Genomic DNA, 15,548 nt, shown 5'->3' on the forward strand with positions numbered 1-15,548 from the left:
GTCCGGGTGACGCGCGCAGACTACTCTCGGCCGCGCCCGGACGGCTACAGCGATGTCGCCCCCGCACCTGTAGCCGAGCGCGGCGGCACGGCGTAGTGTCCCTGCTATGAGCAACCCAGAGCAGCCGACCGGCGACGCACGCGAGAACCTCGAGGGCAGCTACACCGAGGTGGATGGCGAGGTGCCGCACGAGCGCAGCGTTCACGGTCAGTACACCGAGACCGAGGAGAACCCCGGCCCCGACCCCTCGGTCGAGGGGACCTACACGGACGCGGACGAGCCCGCCGACGCCCCCGAGGGCGAGTACACCGACGGGGATTACGACGAGCCCTGAACCTCGCTGACCCCGTCGGATCCACTCGGGCGGGATCCGCGCGGGTCAACCCGCGATCAGGTCAGGCGATCAGGCCCGACAGAGCCGTCAGGACAGGCGCTTGCGCGTCTTCTGAGCCTGCGCCACGGCCTTTTTGCGCGCCTTCTTCACATCCGGCGCGTTCCAGAACGACGTGACGGCCTCGGTGATCTGCTCGTAGCGTTCGCGCCCGGCGCGGGCTCCGAGCAGGTAGGCGACGGCCACGACGACGAGGATGAGAAGGGTCTTCAGGCGCATGCCCCGACGCTAGCCCTCAGGCTGTCGTCTGGGAAGGGCCGTACACCAGCCTGTGGAGAAGGGCGTGCACGGGGCCCGACAGGAAGAGCAGGAACAGCCAGAACAGGTTGATGCTCGGGAACAGCACGGCGAGCACGAGGGCGACGGCCATGATGCTCGCCTCGGCGATGCCGTTGGTGCGGTCGATCTGCGCCCGCGCCTCCTCGGTGAGCAGCTCCGGGTTGCGATAGAGCACCTCGGCGATCAGCCGGGTCGCGATCGTCGCGACGAGCATGTCGCCGATGTAGAGCGCGTAGACCTCCGCCCGCTGCCCATCGGACTCGGCGAGAACGTTGGCGCTGAACGGGATCGCGACGATGGCGAGCAGCCAGAGGAAGTTGAACCAGACGACCCAGGAGTTGTAGTCGCGCACGCTCTCGAACATGCGGTGATGGACGACCCAGAAGCGCGCAATCACCGCGAACGAGATGACGAAAGCGAAGATCTCCCAGCCGTTCTCGGCGAGGAAGTCGCCGAACGACTTGCCGCCCAGCTTCGAGGCCTGATCGACGAGCGGCAGGATCAGCAGCGTGATCGCGATCGCGACCGTCGCGTCGGAGAAGTTCACGAGCCGGTCGAGCCCGCGCTCCGTCCTGATCACCGCCATGCGGACATTCTGCCGCAGCGGTCAGTCGAGGAGGCCCAGTTCGAGGGCGCGGCGCACCGCGGATGTGCGGTCCGAGACGCCCAGCTTCTCGTAAGCGCGGCTGAGGTACGTCTTGACGGTCGCCTCGCCGATGAAAAGCCGCGCGCCGATCGCCGCGTTGGTGAGGCCGTCGGCGGCGAACCGCAGCACCTTCACCTCCTGGGCGGACAGAGCCGGATCGGCCCGCCGGCCCTGCACCCGTCCCAGCAGCGCCGTGGCGGCCGAGGTCGCGAGCACCGTCTCCCCCGCCGCGGCAGAACGCACGGAACGCGCCAGCTCCGCCGGGGCGATGTCCTTCAGCAGGTATCCGCTCGCACCCGCCTCGATGGCGCGCAGGATGTCCTGGTCCGTCTCGTAGGTCGTCAGGACCACAACGCGGGTCGCGGGATGCGCGGACGCGATCGCGCGCGTCGCCGAGACCCCGTCGCCGCCGGGCATGCGCAGGTCCATCAGCACGAGATCCGGGCTCAGCGCGGCCACGAGGTCGACGGCCTCCGGCCCGCTCCCGGCCTGACCGACCACCTCGATATCATCGTAGCCCTGCAGCATCCCCCGGATTCCCTCACGCACCACGGGGTGGTCGTCGGCCAGCACGATGCGGATCACGGCACCTCCTCGATCGGGGCGGGAAGCCGGACGGTCAGCAGCGTCCCCTCGCCGAAAGCCGTGGTCAGCGCGAACGTGCCCCCTGCTTCCCGGACGCGGGCCTGCATCCCGTCGAGGCCGTATCCGTCGCGCGGAGCCGACGCGTCGAACCCGCGCCCGTCGTCGTGCACCGTGAGCACCAGGGCGTCGGGCTCGTAGGCGAGGGACGCATCCACCGAACCAGCAGCGGCGTGCTTGCGCACGTTGGCGAGCGCCTCCTGGAACACGCGGAGCGCGACCACTTCGAGGGCGGGCGGGGCCGGCCGCGGGTCACCGGTGACGCCGAAAGCGACAGGCACGCCGGCCTCCTCCTCGAACCGGCCGGCCACCCGCCCCAGCGCCTGTTCCAGCGTCGACTCGGCCAGCCGACCCGGCGTCAGGGCGGCGATGATGCGCCGCGACTCCTGCAGGTTCTCCTGCGCCGTATCGGTCATCAGCTCGATGTGCCGCCGAGCGGTCGCCGGGTCGGAGTCGAGCTCGCCCTGCACCGCATGGCCCAAGGTGACGATGCTGGTGAAGCCCTGCGCGAGCGTGTCGTGCATCTCGCGGGCGATCCGCTCGCGCTCGGCCGCCGCTCCCTGTTGCTCCGACAGCTCGGCGATCTCGCGCTGCTGCTCGCGCAGCCGCTGGATGAGGAGCCCGCGTTCGCGGCTCTCCTTCGTCACGGCGGTGATGCGGTTGCTGAAGTAGACGGACACCGCGATCACCAGCACGGTCAAACCGAGCGTGCCCGCCACATCCCCCGGCTCCAGGTCGCCCACCAGCCAGCGGACGAGCACCCCGCCGAGATTGATGACGACGATGGCGACGGCTGCGGGCACGGCCGAGAGCACGAGGAAGAACTGCGGCGAGACGATGAACAGCGCGATGTTGGCCCAGTTGTTGAAACCGTAGGCGACAAAGTAGACCGCGGTCGCGATGCCGACGTACAGCCACGCCCGCCAGCTGTCGCTGCGCACTCCGGCGCGGCTCGGCCGCGCCAGGAACCAGTAGATCGGGAAGAGCGCCAGGACGAGGACGGCCGAGGCGATCGTCCGCGGCCAGCCGGTGATCGGATTCGCCAGGATCAGCAGCACCGACGCCAGCGTGGCGGCGGCGGAGTACCCGATCCAGTCCCCGAACCAGCGGTCGTCCGCGCGCTCTGCCACGATCAGACTGTAGCCGCTCGCTGGGCCGGCTCGGACGGGGCGTCCGACTCCGGGAGGGACGTGCGGCCCGCTGGATAGAAGAGGCCCACCACGGCGACGATCGCCATCGCCGCGGCCATGCCCCAAAACGCCCACTGCACGGCGGAGGCGTAGTCGACCCGTACCGCGTGCATGATCTGCTCCTGGATGGCCTGGGACAGGTTCGACATCCCGTCACCGGAGTCCGAGGCGCCGCTGATCCGCTCCACCGCGGTCTGCGCGTCCGCGGCCGATCCGCCGAACTTCGCGAACGAGTCGGTCAGCAGGTCGGTCAGTCGCGAGGTGACCACCGTGGTGAACACCGCCAGACCGAGCGCGCCGCCGAAGTTCTTCATGGTCTGCGTGATGGCGCTCACCTCGCCGTAGCTCGCGCCGATCGCGCGGTTCACGGCGTCCGTCGAGACCGGGCTGAACATGAGCCCGATACCGGCGCCGGCCACCACGATCGGCCAGGTCTGCGGGTTGAAGAACGCGTCGGCGTGGATGCTCAGATCGGTCACGCTGACCGCCAGCCACCCGAAGCCGAACGCCCCGATCACTCCGCCGAACAGCACCACCAGGCGGGCGCCGCTCTTGTCGAAGCGCACCGAGCCGATGCGACTCGCCACGACGAACCCGATGAAGAACTTCAGGAACAGCAGCCCCGTCTCCGCGGCGGACAGCTGCAGTGACACCTGGCCGTAGACGCTGAGGAAGAAGAAGGTGCTGATGAACGCGATGGAGGCGAACAGCGTCGCCACGGTCGACAGCATGAACCCGCGGTCGCGGAACGCGGCGATGCGGATGAGCGGCTGCGCGATCCGCCGCTGCACGAGGACGAATACCACGAGCAGCGCGGCGCCGACGACGAGGGAGGCGATGACGGCCGGGCTGCCCCATCCCCATGGGCTCGCCTGCTGCAGGCCGAACACGATCAGGCCCATCCCGGCGGCGACGATCGCCGCGCCGAGCCAGTCGATGCGCTCACGGCGCCGGACGGACGGCCGCGCCGCGACGGCGACGATGACGAACGCGGCGAGGGCGATCGGGACGTTGACCCAGAAGATGGCTCGCCAGGTCCAGATGGTCAGGTAACCGCCGGCGATCGGTCCAAGGGCGGTCATGGCGCCGGTGATGGCGAAGAAGATCGCCATGGCCCGGCCGCGGCTCTCGCGGGCGAAGCCCTCGACGACGATGCCGATGGCAGCAGGGAACATGATCGCCCCGCTCACGCCCTGCAACGCGCGCGCCGTCACCAGCCACGGCTCGGCCAGGTCACCCGTGGGCGCCAGGCCGCAGAGCAGCGACGTGATGCCGAAGCCGGCGATGCCGACCAGGGCCATGCGCTTGTGCCCGACGACGTCGGCGATGCGGCCGCCCAGAAGGAAGAAGGCGGCGGTAGTCAGGAGGTAGACGTTGACGGCCCACTGCATCCCGTCGTGGGTGAGCCCCAGGTTCTGCTGGATGCTGGGCGCCGAGAGGGCGACGATCGTCTGGTCGATCGTCGTCATCGAGACGGCGAAGATGAGCCCGGTGAGGGCCAGGGTTGACGACTTCATGCCCTCAGCCTCGCGGAGCGGCCGCGCGGGCGGCACCGGCGGGCGGACGTCATCCGTGTCCGCCGATCGGTGGACGCGGGGCGTCAGTCGGCCGCGATCCACTCCGGGCGCAGGCGCTCCACGCCGTCGAGGATGAGGTCGAGGCCGGTGAGGAACGCCTCGTCGTAGTCGTACCCGGCGCGGGCGAGCTCGGAGACCACCTCGAGCAGGTGCGGGAACTGCTGCGCCAGCTCCGGAGGGGTGGCGTCGAGCTTGGCGGCGGCCGCATCCCCCGACTCCTCGGGTGTGCCGAACGGGAGCGTCTTCTCCTGCAGCGCGAAGCCGTACACGTAGGCGTCGAGGGCCGACGTGACGTGCACCGTCGTGCGGAACGTGAAGCCGGCGGTGCGCAGGCAGCCCATCATCGCGTTGTGCTGGCTGAGGTTCGCCGGGCCCGGACGCATCCGGGCCTCCAGGAGCCCCACCGCCCAGCGGTGCCGAAGGAGCGCGTCGCGCAGAGAGATGGAGCGGCGGCGCATCGCGTCGCGCCAGCCGAGTTCGGGCGAGGGAGCCTCGACCTCCGCCCACACGGTGTCGACCATGCCGTCGAGCAGGTCGTCCTTGTTGGCGACGTGCTTGTACAACGCCATCGGGACGACGCCGAGGCGCTGCCCCAGTTCGCGCATGCTCAGGCCGTCGAGTCCCTCGCGGTCGGCCAGCTCGACGGCGGCGGCGATCACCCGGGACGTGGTCAACGTCTGCCGGGGTGCCGCGGCGTCTCTTGACATGGTGTACAGCGTACGCCTACTCTGATCCCGATGAAGGTGTACGCCGTACACCTCGTCTTCCGAGAGGACATCATGGACCCGGACCGTCGCCGCTCGCTCCTCGCGGGCGTGCTCTTCCTGCTCACCTTCGCCACCTCCATCCCCGGCGCTCTGCTCTACGGACCGGTGCTGAACGACCCGCGCTTCGTGCTCGGCTCTGGGTCGGCGACACCGGTGCTCGCGGGCGCTCTGCTCGAGATCGCGTTGGTCATCGCCAACCTGGGCACGGCTCTCGTGCTCTATCCGGTGCTCCGGCGGACCAGCCCGTCGCTGGCGCTCGCCTACGTCGTCGCCCGGGTGATGGAGTCGACGCTGATCGCGGTCGGGATCCTCAGTCTGCTCTCCGTGGTGACGCTGCGCGAAACCGATGGTGGCGCGGCGGGGTCGGCCGTCGTCGTGGCGCATGCGCTCGTCGCGCTGCACGGCTGGACGTTCCTCCTCGGGCCCGGCTTCGTCGTCGGCATCGGCAACGGCCTGATGCTGGGCTGGATGCTGCACCGGGCCGGACTCGTGCCCCGCGGCTGGGCGTGGGTCGGCATGATCGGCGGGCCGCTGGTGTCACTGTCCGGCGTCGCCGTGCTCTTCGGCGTCTGGGATCAGGTGTCGCCGTGGTCGGCGGTGCTCACGCTGCCCGAGATCGTGTGGGAGCTGTTCCTCGGCATCTACCTGACCGTCCACGGGTTCCACCGGCGGGCAGCGCAGACCGTGCCGGGGCCGGCGGTCAGAGTCCCAGCGACTTCTTGATCAGCGCCTCGGCGTCGTCGGTGCCGGCGGCGCGCTCGGTCGCCTCCTGGTTGGCCTCGGTCACGGCCTTGACGACCTCGTCGCGCTGGATGCGGATGCCGCGCGGAGCGTCGATGCCGATCCGCACGCCGTCACCACGCGCTTCGAGGATCGTCACGACGATGTCGTCGCCGATGAGCACCCGCTCCCCCGCCTTGCGCGTCAATACCAGCATCCGTCCAGCCTATCCGCCGGGCGGCGCGTCCAGCCAGAGCACCGGCAGACCGAGCCGGTGCACGTCGTCCGGCGTCGAGGTGAAGGATGCGCCGGTCGCCGCCACCGCGTCCACGGCGAGCACCGCATCCACCGCCCGGACCCAGGTGCTCGTGTCGCCGAACGTGCGCGAGACGTCGACGGCGACCCAGACCTGATCGGGGGCGATGCCGGCCAGGTCGGCGGCGAGCGCGGGCACGGCGGCGGGCCCGGCGAGCGGGAACGCGGCCACCACGGGGATGTCGCGGCGCACGCCGTCCGCGCGGGCGGCGAGGGCGTCGCGGCGATCGGCGACGTGCTGCACCTCGGCGCCCGCGTCGGCGGAGGCGGCGAGGACGCGCGCGGCGGCCTGCGCGTCCGCACCGAGCCCCACGACGAGGGTGAGGTCGCCGCGGCCGCGCAGCCGCGCCGGAGGCGGCCCGGCGGGCACCACGCCCTCCACGCCCTCGACGCCGTCGAAGTGCACGTCGTGGCTGCTATTCGAGCCGTTTTCTCGCCACAACGTGCCCTTCGGCTCAGAGGTGGGCGGGGTGGGAGGGGCGGGCGGGGTGGGCGGGACAGGCGGCGGAGCGAGGTCGGGCGCGTCGACGGCTCGGACGAGGTCGTCGAGGACCGCCTGGAACGCGAGCGACGACGTCGAGACGGCGGGGAGAACCTCCTCGTCGCCGCCGACCCACTCAGGCCGCGATCGACTCCGCACCGCGGACCACCCCCACCGTCTCGATCGCCGCCTGCACGGCGGTCACCTCCTGGTAGGAGAGCACCGCGAGTCCCGCGATCTGGCCGGCGACGAGCCGTCGGATGGCCGGGCGCAGCGCGGGGGCGCAGACCAGGACCGCCGAGACGCCCGAGTCGTCGAGGCGGGCCGCGGTGTCGCGCACGGACGCGAGCACCGCCTCCAGCCGCACAGGGTCGAGCACGATCTGGGTGCCGCCCTCCGACGGACGCAGGCCCTCGAGCATCGACTGCTCGAGCCCGGGGTCGATCATGATGACCCGCAGCGTCCCCTCGTCGAGGTGGGGGGCGACGACGGCCGGTCCGAGGGCGGCGCGGGCGGCCTCCACCAGACCCTCCGGGTCGTTCGACACCTTCGCGCGCAGGGTCAGCGCCTCCAGGATGCGCGGCAGGTCGTTGATCGGCACCTGTTCGGCGAGCAGCCCCTGCAGCACGCGCTGCACTTCCGCCAGGGAGAGAAGAGCAGGGATGAGCTCCTCCACCGCGGGCGGGTTCACCTGCTTGACGCCCTCGGTGAGGAGGCGCACATCCTCTCGGGTGAGAAGGCGAGCCGCGTTCGCCGTGATGATCGACGACAGGTGCGTGATGAGCACGGAGACGCGGTCGATGACCGTGGCACCGCCCAGTTCGGCGCTGTGTCGCATCTCGGAGGGGATCCACTTCGCCGGGAGTCCGAACACCGGCTCGACGGTCGGCGTGCCCGGCAGGTTGTCGAGGGCGTCGCCGAGGGCGAGCACCCGGCCGGAGGGCGCCTGTCCGCGGCCGGCTTCCACCCCGGCGATCTTGATGACGTAGGTCGACGGCGGCAGCTCCGCGCTGTCGCGGGTGCGGACCGGCGGGACGATCACGCCCAGTTCGAGCGCGATCTTGCGCCGCAGGGCCCGCACCCGGGCGAGCAGGTCGTCGGAGGCGCCGCTGACGATGTCGACGAGGTCGGGGGCGAGCGTGATCTCGAGCGCGTGGACGCGCATCTGCTCGATCAGGTCTTCGGTCGTCTCCGACTTGGTCGCCGTGGCGACGGCGTTCTGCGCCGCCTGCGCCTTCTTCGCCGCCGCCTGCGCGGTCTTGATGCGCTGCGACGCGAGGATGAGGAACGCGCCGACGAGCACGAACGGGATGGGCGGCATCCCGGGGATGAGCGCCATCACGATCGCGGCGCATCCCGCGATCATCAGGGCGTTGCGCGACTGGCTGAGCTGGTTGCTCGCCGTCGTGCCCATCTCGGATTCGGCGTTCGACCGGGTCACGATCATGCCCGTCGACACGGCCATGAGCAGCGCGGGGATCTGCGACACGAGACCGTCGCCGATGGTCAGCAGCGTGTACGAGTTGACCGCGTCGCCGAGCTGCATGCCGCGCTGGATCATGCCGATCGCGATACCGCCGACGACGTTGATGACGATGATGAGGATGCCCGCGATCGCATCGCCCTTGACGAACTTCGAGGCGCCGTCCATCGCGCCGTAGAAGTCCGCCTCGGCCGAAACCTCCGCGCGCCGCGCCCGCGCCTGCTCCTCGGTGATGAGCCCGGCGTTGAGGTCGGCGTCGATCGCCATCTGCTTGCCCGGCATGGCGTCGAGGGTGAAGCGGGCGCCCACCTCCGCCACGCGCTCCGCGCCTTTGGTGACGACGATGAACTGGATGACCACCAGGATGAGGAACACCACGGCGCCGATGATGATCGAGCCGCCGACCGCCACGTGCCCGAACGCCTGGATGACCTGCCCGGCGAACCCGTCGCCCAGCACCAGGCGCGTGGAGGCGACGTTGAGCCCGAGCCGGAACAGGGTCGCGACGAGCAGCAGCGACGGGAAGACGGAGAAGTCGAGCGGCTTCTTGACGAACATCGTCGTGAGCAGGATGACCAGCGCCAGCATGATGTTGACGATGATGAGCATGTCGAGGATCCACGACGGCACCGGGACGACGAGCAGCATGATGATGCCGACCACCCCGATCGGCACGGCGACCTTGGCGGCGAGACCCTTGTTCGGTTTCACGACATCCCTCCCTGGAGCTGCGGTCGCATCGTGTGGAGTCCGGCCGCGGAACCGCGCTGCTTGAGCGACATGACGAAGGCGAGCACCCGCGCGACCGCGTTGTAGAGCTCGACGGGGATCTCGTCCCCGACCTCGCAGCCGGCGTGCAGCGCGCGGGCAAGCGGGATGTCCTTGACGATCGGCACGCGCTCCTCCTCCGCCTTCTCGCGGATGCGCAGGGCGATCGCGCCCGCGCCCTTCGCGACGACCCGCGGGGCCGACTTGCCCGGTTCGTACTTCACCGCCACGGCGATGTGCGTCGGGTTGACGAGCACCACATCCGACCCGCCGATCGCCGCGATCATGCGGTTGCGGCTCATCGCCAGCTGCCGGGAGCGGCGGTGCGAGCGCACCAGCGGGTCGCCCTCGGTGTTCTTGTTCTCGTCGCGCACCTCCTGCTTGCTCATGCGCGTGTGCTTGCGGTTGCGGCGCATGACCACGAGCACGTCGAGTCCTGCCAGCACGAGACCCGCGCCGACCGCCGCCTGCAGCAGCCCGGCCGTTCCGCCGGAAGCGGCCGAGAGCAGGGAGGCGAGCGGCATCGAACCGGAGGTGAGCAGCACCGGCATCAGCCCCTGGACGACCAGGAACAGCCCGATCGCGACAACCGCCGACTTCAGCAAGGTCTTGGCGCCCTCCCAGAGGGCGCGCATCCCGAACACCCGGCCGATGCCCTGGACCACGTTGAACTGCTCGTACTTGCCCTCGAGCTTCTTGAAGTGGATGCCGCCCTGCACGGCCGCGGCGCCCACCACGGCGAGCGCGCCCACCGCCAGCAGCGGTCCGATCGTCGCCATGATGCTGCCGAGCCCGTCGCCGAGCGCGGCGACCGCCTTCGCCGGGTCGGGGCTCTCGATCACCGAGCGGATCGAGAACAGCTGCTCGATCGCGGCGGTGCTGCCGGCCTGAAGCGTGAACGGCAGCATGACGGCGGCGGCTCCGACGCCGACCCAGGCCGTCAGGTCGGTCGACTTCGAGAGGCGGCCCTTGGAGCGCGCCTCCTTCATCCGCTTCTCGGTCGCCTGCTCGGTGCGTTCCTGCGCGTCGCTCATCGGCCCACCCCCAGCATGGTCTTGACGGCAGTGTCGGTGAGGCCGGAGACGACGCCCGGAAGCGCGACGAAGACGATGGCCGCGAGCACGACGGTGAGCATGATCTTCAGCGGGAAGCCGAGCGAGAACGCGTTCAGCGCGGGGGCGACCCGGGTGAGGAGGCCCAGGCCCACGTCGGCGAGGAACAGCACCACGATCAGCGGCCCGGCGATCTGCAGTGCCGCGAGGAACATCTGGGTCAGCCCGTCGACCATCTGCTTCGCCGGGTCGGCCATGCTGAGGCCCGCGGCGAGCGGGACGGCGTCGAACGTGCGGATGAGCCCGCCGATGATCAGCTGGTAGCCGCCCGACGCGAACAGCAGCGCGAGGGCGGTGAGCTGGAACATCCGCGTGAACTGCGCGCCGTTGATCATCGACTGCGGATCGAACGCCTGCGCCAGCTGGAAGCCGCCGAACAGGTCGATCAGGCTGCCCGCCGACTGGATCGCCGCGAACACCACGAAGACCAGGAACCCGAGCGTCGCCCCCACAGCGAGCTCGCGCACCATGTCGAGCAGGAAGGCTCCGGTGTCGGCCGACCGGTAGCCGGCGCCCACGCGCGGAGCGACGGCGACGGCGAGCCCGATGGCGAGCATCCCCTTCACCTGCGCGGGGAAGCCGTTGTACGAGAACGGCGGCGCGATCACCAGGAAGGCGACCATGCGGAGGGAGGCCAGCGCGATCGCCTCGATCGCGGCCAGGTCGATGGGGATGGACATCAGCCACCGCCCAGCAGCTGCGGGATCTTGTCGAAGAGGACGTGGGTGAAGGAGACCAGCTCGGCGATCATCCACTGCCCGCAGATGATCAGCGCGATGGCCACGGCGGCCGCCTTCGGCACGAACGAGAGGGTGACCTCCTGGATCTGCGTGATCGACTGCACCAGCGAGATCGCGAAGCCGACGACCAGCGCGGTGACCACGATCGGCGCGGCCAGCTTCGCGGTCACCATGAGGCCCTGCATGGCGATGTCGAGGACGGCGTTCGGGTTCATCCGCCACCACCCCCGTAACTCGTGATCAGGCTCGTGATGATGAGTCCCCAGCCGTCGACCAGCACGAACAGCAGGATCTTGAACGGCAGCGAGATCATCACCGGCGGGAGCATCATCATGCCCATCGACATGAGCGCCGCCGAGACCACCATGTCGATCACCAGGAACGGCACGAAGATGACGAAGCCGATGATGAACGCGGCACGCAGCTCGGAGATCATGAACGCAGGGATGAGCGTCAGCAGTGGCACCGCGCTCACGCTGTCCGGGTTGGGGCGGCCTGCGGCACGGGTCATCAGCGCGATGTCCTCCTCGCGGGTGTGCGCTGCCATGAACCCGCGCAGCGGCGCCTCCGCCGCGTGGGCGGCCGCCGTGAAGTCGATGTGCCCCGCGAGATAGGGCTGCACGGCGGTGTTGTTGATGTCGACGAGTACTGGGCTCATGATGAACAGGCTGAGGAACAGCGACAGCCCCGCGAGCACCTGGTTCGGCGGGATGGACGGGAGCGCGAGCGCGTTCCGCGTGATCGCGAGCACCACGAAGATCTTCGTGAACGACGACATCATCAGCAGCAGCGCGGGCGCCACCGACAGCACGGTGATGCCGAGCAGAGTCAGGATGGCGGCGCTCGGCGTGCCGTTCGGGCCGTTGATGTCGAGGGTGATGCCGCCGGAACCGCCCGTGGGTCCGGCCGGCCCGGACGGGGTCGGGACGGGCGTGGGCACGGCGTGCGCGGCGGTGGCGCTGAGGAGGACGATGGCCGCGACGATCAGTGCGACCAGGACGCCGGCTACCGCGAGGCGGGGCATGCGGGCGCGCGCTGTGCGCGCCGTGACCTCCGGCGCCGTCACTTCTTGGGGCGCACCGCCGAACTCGCCTGACGCCACGTTGCCGGGGACAGGATCGAGCCTTTGAGTGCCTCGTCGAAGAGCGAGGCGCGTCCCTGCGCCGTGAGGAAGTCGGCATCCTGCCTGGTGGTCGTCGTGGTGCTGGTGCTGCTGGTGGTGCCTGTGGTGCCTGTGCTCGCCGGCGCGTCGGTGGTGCCGGTCCTGGCCTCCACCTCGCGCACGGGCTTGAGCGGGGTGACGTCCGCATCCTGCGGGCGGTCACCGGAATGGAGGACGCTGACCTGGCGCTCGGTGACGCCGAGGACGAACCGGCTGCCGTCGACATCCACGACGACGACCGACGCCTTCTGGCCGATGCCCTGACGTCCGACGACGGTCACCGCGTTGCCGCGACGGCCGCGTGCCGAGGTGCGCCCCTTCGTCACCCGTCGCTGCACGAACCACAGCAGCGCGACGATGACGCCGAGCACCACCGCGACGCGCAACGCAACGAACAGGGTCTCCACGCTGCGCACTATCGGCCGCCGGGTCCGTGCCGTTAGGGGTTCGCCGAGGTGCGCGTCGTGGTCGCTATTCGCGCCGAATACCTGCCACGACGTGCACTTCGGCGCTGCGTGGGAGGGTGGAGGAGTGGAGATAGAGATGGCGAGCGTTGGGGGCGGGACCGTGCAGCTGCACGATGCCCGGCGCAAGCGGCGCTGGTCCGTGGAGCTGGAGCCGTTCGAGATCGGCGTGTTCGCGGTGACCGAGGAGCAGGTCGCCGAGCTGATCGGCGAGCCGGCCCCGCATCCCCGCCGTCCGGCGACCGGGATCAGCTGGCTGCGGGCTGTGCGCATCTGCAACGCGGCCTCGGAGTGGGAGGGACTCGACCCCGCGTACACCTTCGACGGCGAGGACGTGACCTGGCACGTGGATGCGGACGGCTACCGTCTGCCCACTGAGGCCGAGTGGGAGCACGCGTGCCGCGCCGGATCGACGACTCCGCATTACGGGCCACTGGCGGAGATCGCCTGGACGAGCGCCGACGGCCTGACCGCTCCGGCGGACGTCGGGCTGCGGCTGCCCAACCTCAACGGGCTCTTCGACACCCTCGGCAATGTGTGGGAGTGGTGCTGGGACTTCTTGGACCCGGGCCGGTACCGCGACTACCGGGTGTTCCGCGGCGGCGGGTTCGCGGACGACGCGTGGAACGTGCGGGCGTCCGTCCGGCGCGGCGGCCCGCCGCGCACGCAGCATGAGGACGTCGGCTTCCGCCTGGCCCGTGGCGGGTTCGACGCCGAAGGCGCGGCGCAGGGCTGGTCGGCGGCGGCGGATGCGGAGCGCGCCGGACTGGGCGGCGCACTGCCGCCGGGGTGGACGCCGCTGCGGTGAGGGACGGCGGGAGTCAGCCCGGACGGTTCACCGGCGAGTCCGGGCTCCCTGTCGCCAACGCGGTCACGGCGTTCTGCGCCTGGATGCGGACGTACTCGATCTCGGTGCGCCGCGAGAAGTAGGCGATGTGCGGTGTCAGCACGACGTCATCCCTCCCGACGAGCGGATGCTGCGGGCCCGGCGGCTCCTGGTCCAGCACGTCGAGCGCCGCGCCGGCCAGCCGCCCGGAGTCCAGCGCAGCGACCAGGGCGGCGTTGTCGATGAGACCGCCCCGCGACACATTCAGCAGCAGGGAGCCGGGGGGCATGTCGTCGAGGAAGGCGGCATCCACCATCCGCTCGGTCCCCGGGGTGAGCGGGACGTGCAGCGAGAGCGCGTGCGAACGGCGGCGGACCTCGTCGAGCGACGCGCGCTCGATCCCCAGCGCGCTGAGGTCGGCGGCGGTGGATGCGGTGTCCGGCAGCATCGGGTCGTAGCCGAGCACGCGCCCGAACAGCGGACCGGCAACACGGGCGAACTCGCGACCGATCCGGCCCAGGCCGACGATGCCGAGCGTCAGCTCGCTGAGCCGCGGCGGCGCCGGGACGGCACGATCGTTCCACCGCTCCGGCGTCGCGGACGCCGTGTAGAACCGGAGCTGCCGCGCACTGGCCAGCAGCAGGGCGAGCGCGTGGGTCGCCACCTCCTCCGTCGCGGCGCCCGGCACGTTCGTCACCCAGACCCCGTGTTCCGTGGCGGCATCCACGTCGACGTAGTCGAATCCCATCGACATGAGCGCGATGATACGCAGCTGCGGGAGGGCCTCGATCATCTCGCGCGTGATCGACGCGTAACCGGGCAGCAGGGCATCGGCATCCCGAGCGCCCGCCACGATCGCCTCGGGGTCGCGGGTGCCGAGAACGCGCACCTCGAAGCCGTTGGCCTCGAGAAGCGCGATGCCGGGCGCCGGGTCGGTGTCGTCGACATCGGTGTAGACGGCGACCGGGCGGCGGGTGGCTGCGTCAGTCATCCGAATCCGCCGCACTCCGGGGATGCGCGCTGCCCTCCCGCACGATGACCTGCGCCATCGCCGTCATCAGCTCGTAGGCGACGTGGGCGGCGGCGATCCCGGTGATCTGGGCGTGGTCGTAGGCGGGCGCCACCTCGACCAGGTCGGCCCCGACGATGTTGAGGTCGGTGAGTCCGCGCAGCAGGCGCAGCAGCTCGCGGCTGGTGAGACCACCCGCCTCCGGGGTGCCCGTGCCGGGCGCATGCGCGGGGTCGAGCACGTCGATGTCGATGGAGATGTACAACGGTCGATCGCCCACCCGCCGGCGGATGCGCTCCAACGCGGCCGGGACGCCGTTCTCCTCGATGTACTCGCTCGACACGATCGCGAACCCGAGCCGCTCGTCGTCCTCGAGGTCCTGCTTGCTGTACAGCGGGCCGCGGGTGCCGACGTGGACAGACGCGGAGCGGTCGAGGAAGCCCTCCTCGGACGCCCGCCGGAACGGGGTTCCGTGCGTGATCGGCTCGTCGAAGTAGGTGTCCCAGGTGTCGAGGTGGGCGTCGAAGTGCAGCACGGCGACGGGTCCGTGCTTCTCGCTGATCGCCTTCAGCAGCGGATACGCGATGGTGTGATCGCCGCCGACCGTGAGGATGCGCTGCACCCGGCTGCCCAGGTCACGCGCCGCATCCGCGATCTGCCGAACGGCTTCGTCGATGTGGAACGGGTTGACGGCGATGTCGCCGGCGTCCGCGATCTGCACGGCCTCCCACGCCGAGAAGTCCTGCGCCGGGTTGTAGGGCCGCAGCAGACGGCTGGAGGCGCGCACGTGCTCCGGACCGAATCTCGCGCCGGGCCGGAAGCTGACGCCCGTGTCGAACGGGATGCCGACCACGGCGAGGTCGACGGCGGGGACGTCCTCGAGGCGGGGCAGGCGGGCGAAGGTGGACAGCCCGGCATAGCGCGGGGTCTTCGACGCGTCGGACGGGCCGATGGGCGGGGTGCTGGGGGTGTTCAT

The 15,548-nt window shown here is 70.6% G+C and carries 19 protein-coding genes; 3 read left to right on the plus strand and 16 right to left on the minus strand.

The window, feature by feature from the left end:
* Positions 1-106: 106 nt before the first annotated feature.
* Positions 107-334 carry a hypothetical protein gene (locus J2Y42_RS04170; RefSeq protein ID WP_309855310.1) on the plus strand — a complete coding sequence of 76 codons (228 nt, stop codon included), beginning with the start codon at positions 107-109 and terminating at the stop codon, positions 332-334.
* A gap of 87 nt (positions 335-421) precedes the next feature.
* On the opposite strand, the gene J2Y42_RS04175 is transcribed toward J2Y42_RS04170, so the two are convergent.
* The 6 genes from J2Y42_RS04175 to J2Y42_RS04200 form a co-directional block, all read right to left on the minus strand.
* Complete coding sequence (locus J2Y42_RS04175) at positions 422-610, minus strand: hypothetical protein (RefSeq protein WP_309855312.1); 189 nt, start codon at positions 608-610, stop codon at positions 422-424.
* 16 nt (positions 611-626) lie between these two features.
* Positions 627-1,256, minus strand: a complete 630-nt coding sequence (locus J2Y42_RS04180) for a TMEM175 family protein (RefSeq protein ID WP_309855315.1) — start codon at positions 1,254-1,256, stop codon at positions 627-629.
* A 21-nt stretch (positions 1,257-1,277) separates the two neighbouring features.
* Complete coding sequence (locus tag J2Y42_RS04185; protein ID WP_309855316.1) at positions 1,278-1,901, minus strand: response regulator transcription factor; 624 nt, start codon at positions 1,899-1,901, stop codon at positions 1,278-1,280.
* A complete protein-coding gene (locus J2Y42_RS04190; RefSeq protein WP_309855318.1) occupies positions 1,898-3,088 on the minus strand; it encodes a sensor histidine kinase in 1,191 nt (396 codons plus the stop codon). Before J2Y42_RS04190 ends, J2Y42_RS04185 begins: the two co-directional genes overlap by 4 nt.
* Positions 3,089-3,090: 2 nt before the next feature.
* Entirely contained in the window at positions 3,091-4,665 is a 1,575-nt protein-coding gene (locus J2Y42_RS04195; protein ID WP_309855320.1) for an MFS transporter, read from the minus strand.
* Between the two features lie 83 nt (positions 4,666-4,748).
* Entirely contained in the window at positions 4,749-5,432 is a 684-nt protein-coding gene (locus J2Y42_RS04200; protein ID WP_309855322.1) for a TetR/AcrR family transcriptional regulator C-terminal domain-containing protein, read from the minus strand.
* A gap of 30 nt (positions 5,433-5,462) precedes the next feature.
* Between J2Y42_RS04200 and J2Y42_RS04205 the strand changes: the two genes are divergently transcribed.
* Positions 5,463-6,215 carry a DUF4386 domain-containing protein gene (locus J2Y42_RS04205; RefSeq protein WP_309855324.1) on the plus strand — a complete coding sequence of 251 codons (753 nt, stop codon included), beginning with the start codon at positions 5,463-5,465 and terminating at the stop codon, positions 6,213-6,215.
* Here the strand turns inward: J2Y42_RS04205 and csrA are convergent.
* Genes csrA through fliO form a run of 8 tightly spaced genes read right to left on the minus strand, consistent with a single transcriptional unit; the run spans position 6,193 to position 12,680 of the window.
* Positions 6,193-6,429 carry a carbon storage regulator CsrA gene (csrA, locus tag J2Y42_RS04210; RefSeq protein ID WP_018188940.1) on the minus strand — a complete coding sequence of 79 codons (237 nt, stop codon included), beginning with the start codon at positions 6,427-6,429 and terminating at the stop codon, positions 6,193-6,195. The genes J2Y42_RS04205 and csrA overlap by 23 nt on opposite strands.
* A 9-nt stretch (positions 6,430-6,438) precedes the next feature.
* Positions 6,439-7,167 (minus strand): hypothetical protein, encoded by a 729-nt coding sequence (locus J2Y42_RS04215; RefSeq protein WP_309855327.1) that lies wholly within the window; start codon positions 7,165-7,167, stop codon positions 6,439-6,441.
* Positions 7,145-9,139 (minus strand): flagellar biosynthesis protein FlhA, encoded by a 1,995-nt coding sequence (locus J2Y42_RS04220; RefSeq protein ID WP_396427148.1) that lies wholly within the window; start codon positions 9,137-9,139, stop codon positions 7,145-7,147. Before J2Y42_RS04220 ends, J2Y42_RS04215 begins: the two co-directional genes overlap by 23 nt.
* Positions 9,140-9,198: 59 nt before the next feature.
* Positions 9,199-10,293, minus strand: a complete 1,095-nt coding sequence (locus tag J2Y42_RS04225; RefSeq protein ID WP_309855331.1) for an EscU/YscU/HrcU family type III secretion system export apparatus switch protein — start codon at positions 10,291-10,293, stop codon at positions 9,199-9,201.
* Positions 10,290-11,051, minus strand: coding sequence for a flagellar biosynthetic protein FliR (locus J2Y42_RS04230; protein WP_018188944.1), 762 nt, complete (start codon positions 11,049-11,051; stop codon positions 10,290-10,292). Before J2Y42_RS04230 ends, J2Y42_RS04225 begins: the two co-directional genes overlap by 4 nt.
* Entirely contained in the window at positions 11,051-11,326 is a 276-nt protein-coding gene (gene fliQ / locus J2Y42_RS04235; RefSeq protein WP_018188945.1) for a flagellar biosynthesis protein FliQ, read from the minus strand. Before fliQ ends, J2Y42_RS04230 begins: the two co-directional genes overlap by 1 nt.
* Positions 11,323-12,135 (minus strand): flagellar type III secretion system pore protein FliP, encoded by an 813-nt coding sequence (gene fliP / locus J2Y42_RS04240; RefSeq protein WP_309855333.1) that lies wholly within the window; start codon positions 12,133-12,135, stop codon positions 11,323-11,325. Before fliP ends, fliQ begins: the two co-directional genes overlap by 4 nt.
* Positions 12,136-12,173: 38 nt before the next feature.
* Positions 12,174-12,680, minus strand: coding sequence for a flagellar biosynthetic protein FliO (gene fliO / locus J2Y42_RS04245; RefSeq protein WP_309855334.1), 507 nt, complete (start codon positions 12,678-12,680; stop codon positions 12,174-12,176).
* A 136-nt stretch (positions 12,681-12,816) separates the two neighbouring features.
* On the opposite strand from fliO, the gene J2Y42_RS04250 reads away from it, so the two are divergent.
* Positions 12,817-13,545, plus strand: coding sequence for an SUMF1/EgtB/PvdO family nonheme iron enzyme (locus J2Y42_RS04250; protein WP_309855336.1), 729 nt, complete (start codon positions 12,817-12,819; stop codon positions 13,543-13,545).
* A gap of 13 nt (positions 13,546-13,558) precedes the next feature.
* On the opposite strand, the gene J2Y42_RS04255 is transcribed toward J2Y42_RS04250, so the two are convergent.
* Together J2Y42_RS04255 and speB are read right to left on the minus strand one after the other, a co-directional pair.
* Positions 13,559-14,554: a C-terminal binding protein gene (locus tag J2Y42_RS04255; protein WP_309855338.1), complete on the minus strand. Its 996-nt coding sequence runs from the start codon at positions 14,552-14,554 to the stop codon at positions 13,559-13,561.
* Entirely contained in the window at positions 14,547-15,548 is a 1,002-nt protein-coding gene (speB, locus tag J2Y42_RS04260; protein WP_309855340.1) for an agmatinase, read from the minus strand. Before speB ends, J2Y42_RS04255 begins: the two co-directional genes overlap by 8 nt.

The sequence above is a fragment of the Leifsonia sp. 1010 genome (genome assembly GCF_031455295.1).
GTDB lineage: Bacteria > Actinomycetota > Actinomycetes > Actinomycetales > Microbacteriaceae > Leifsonia.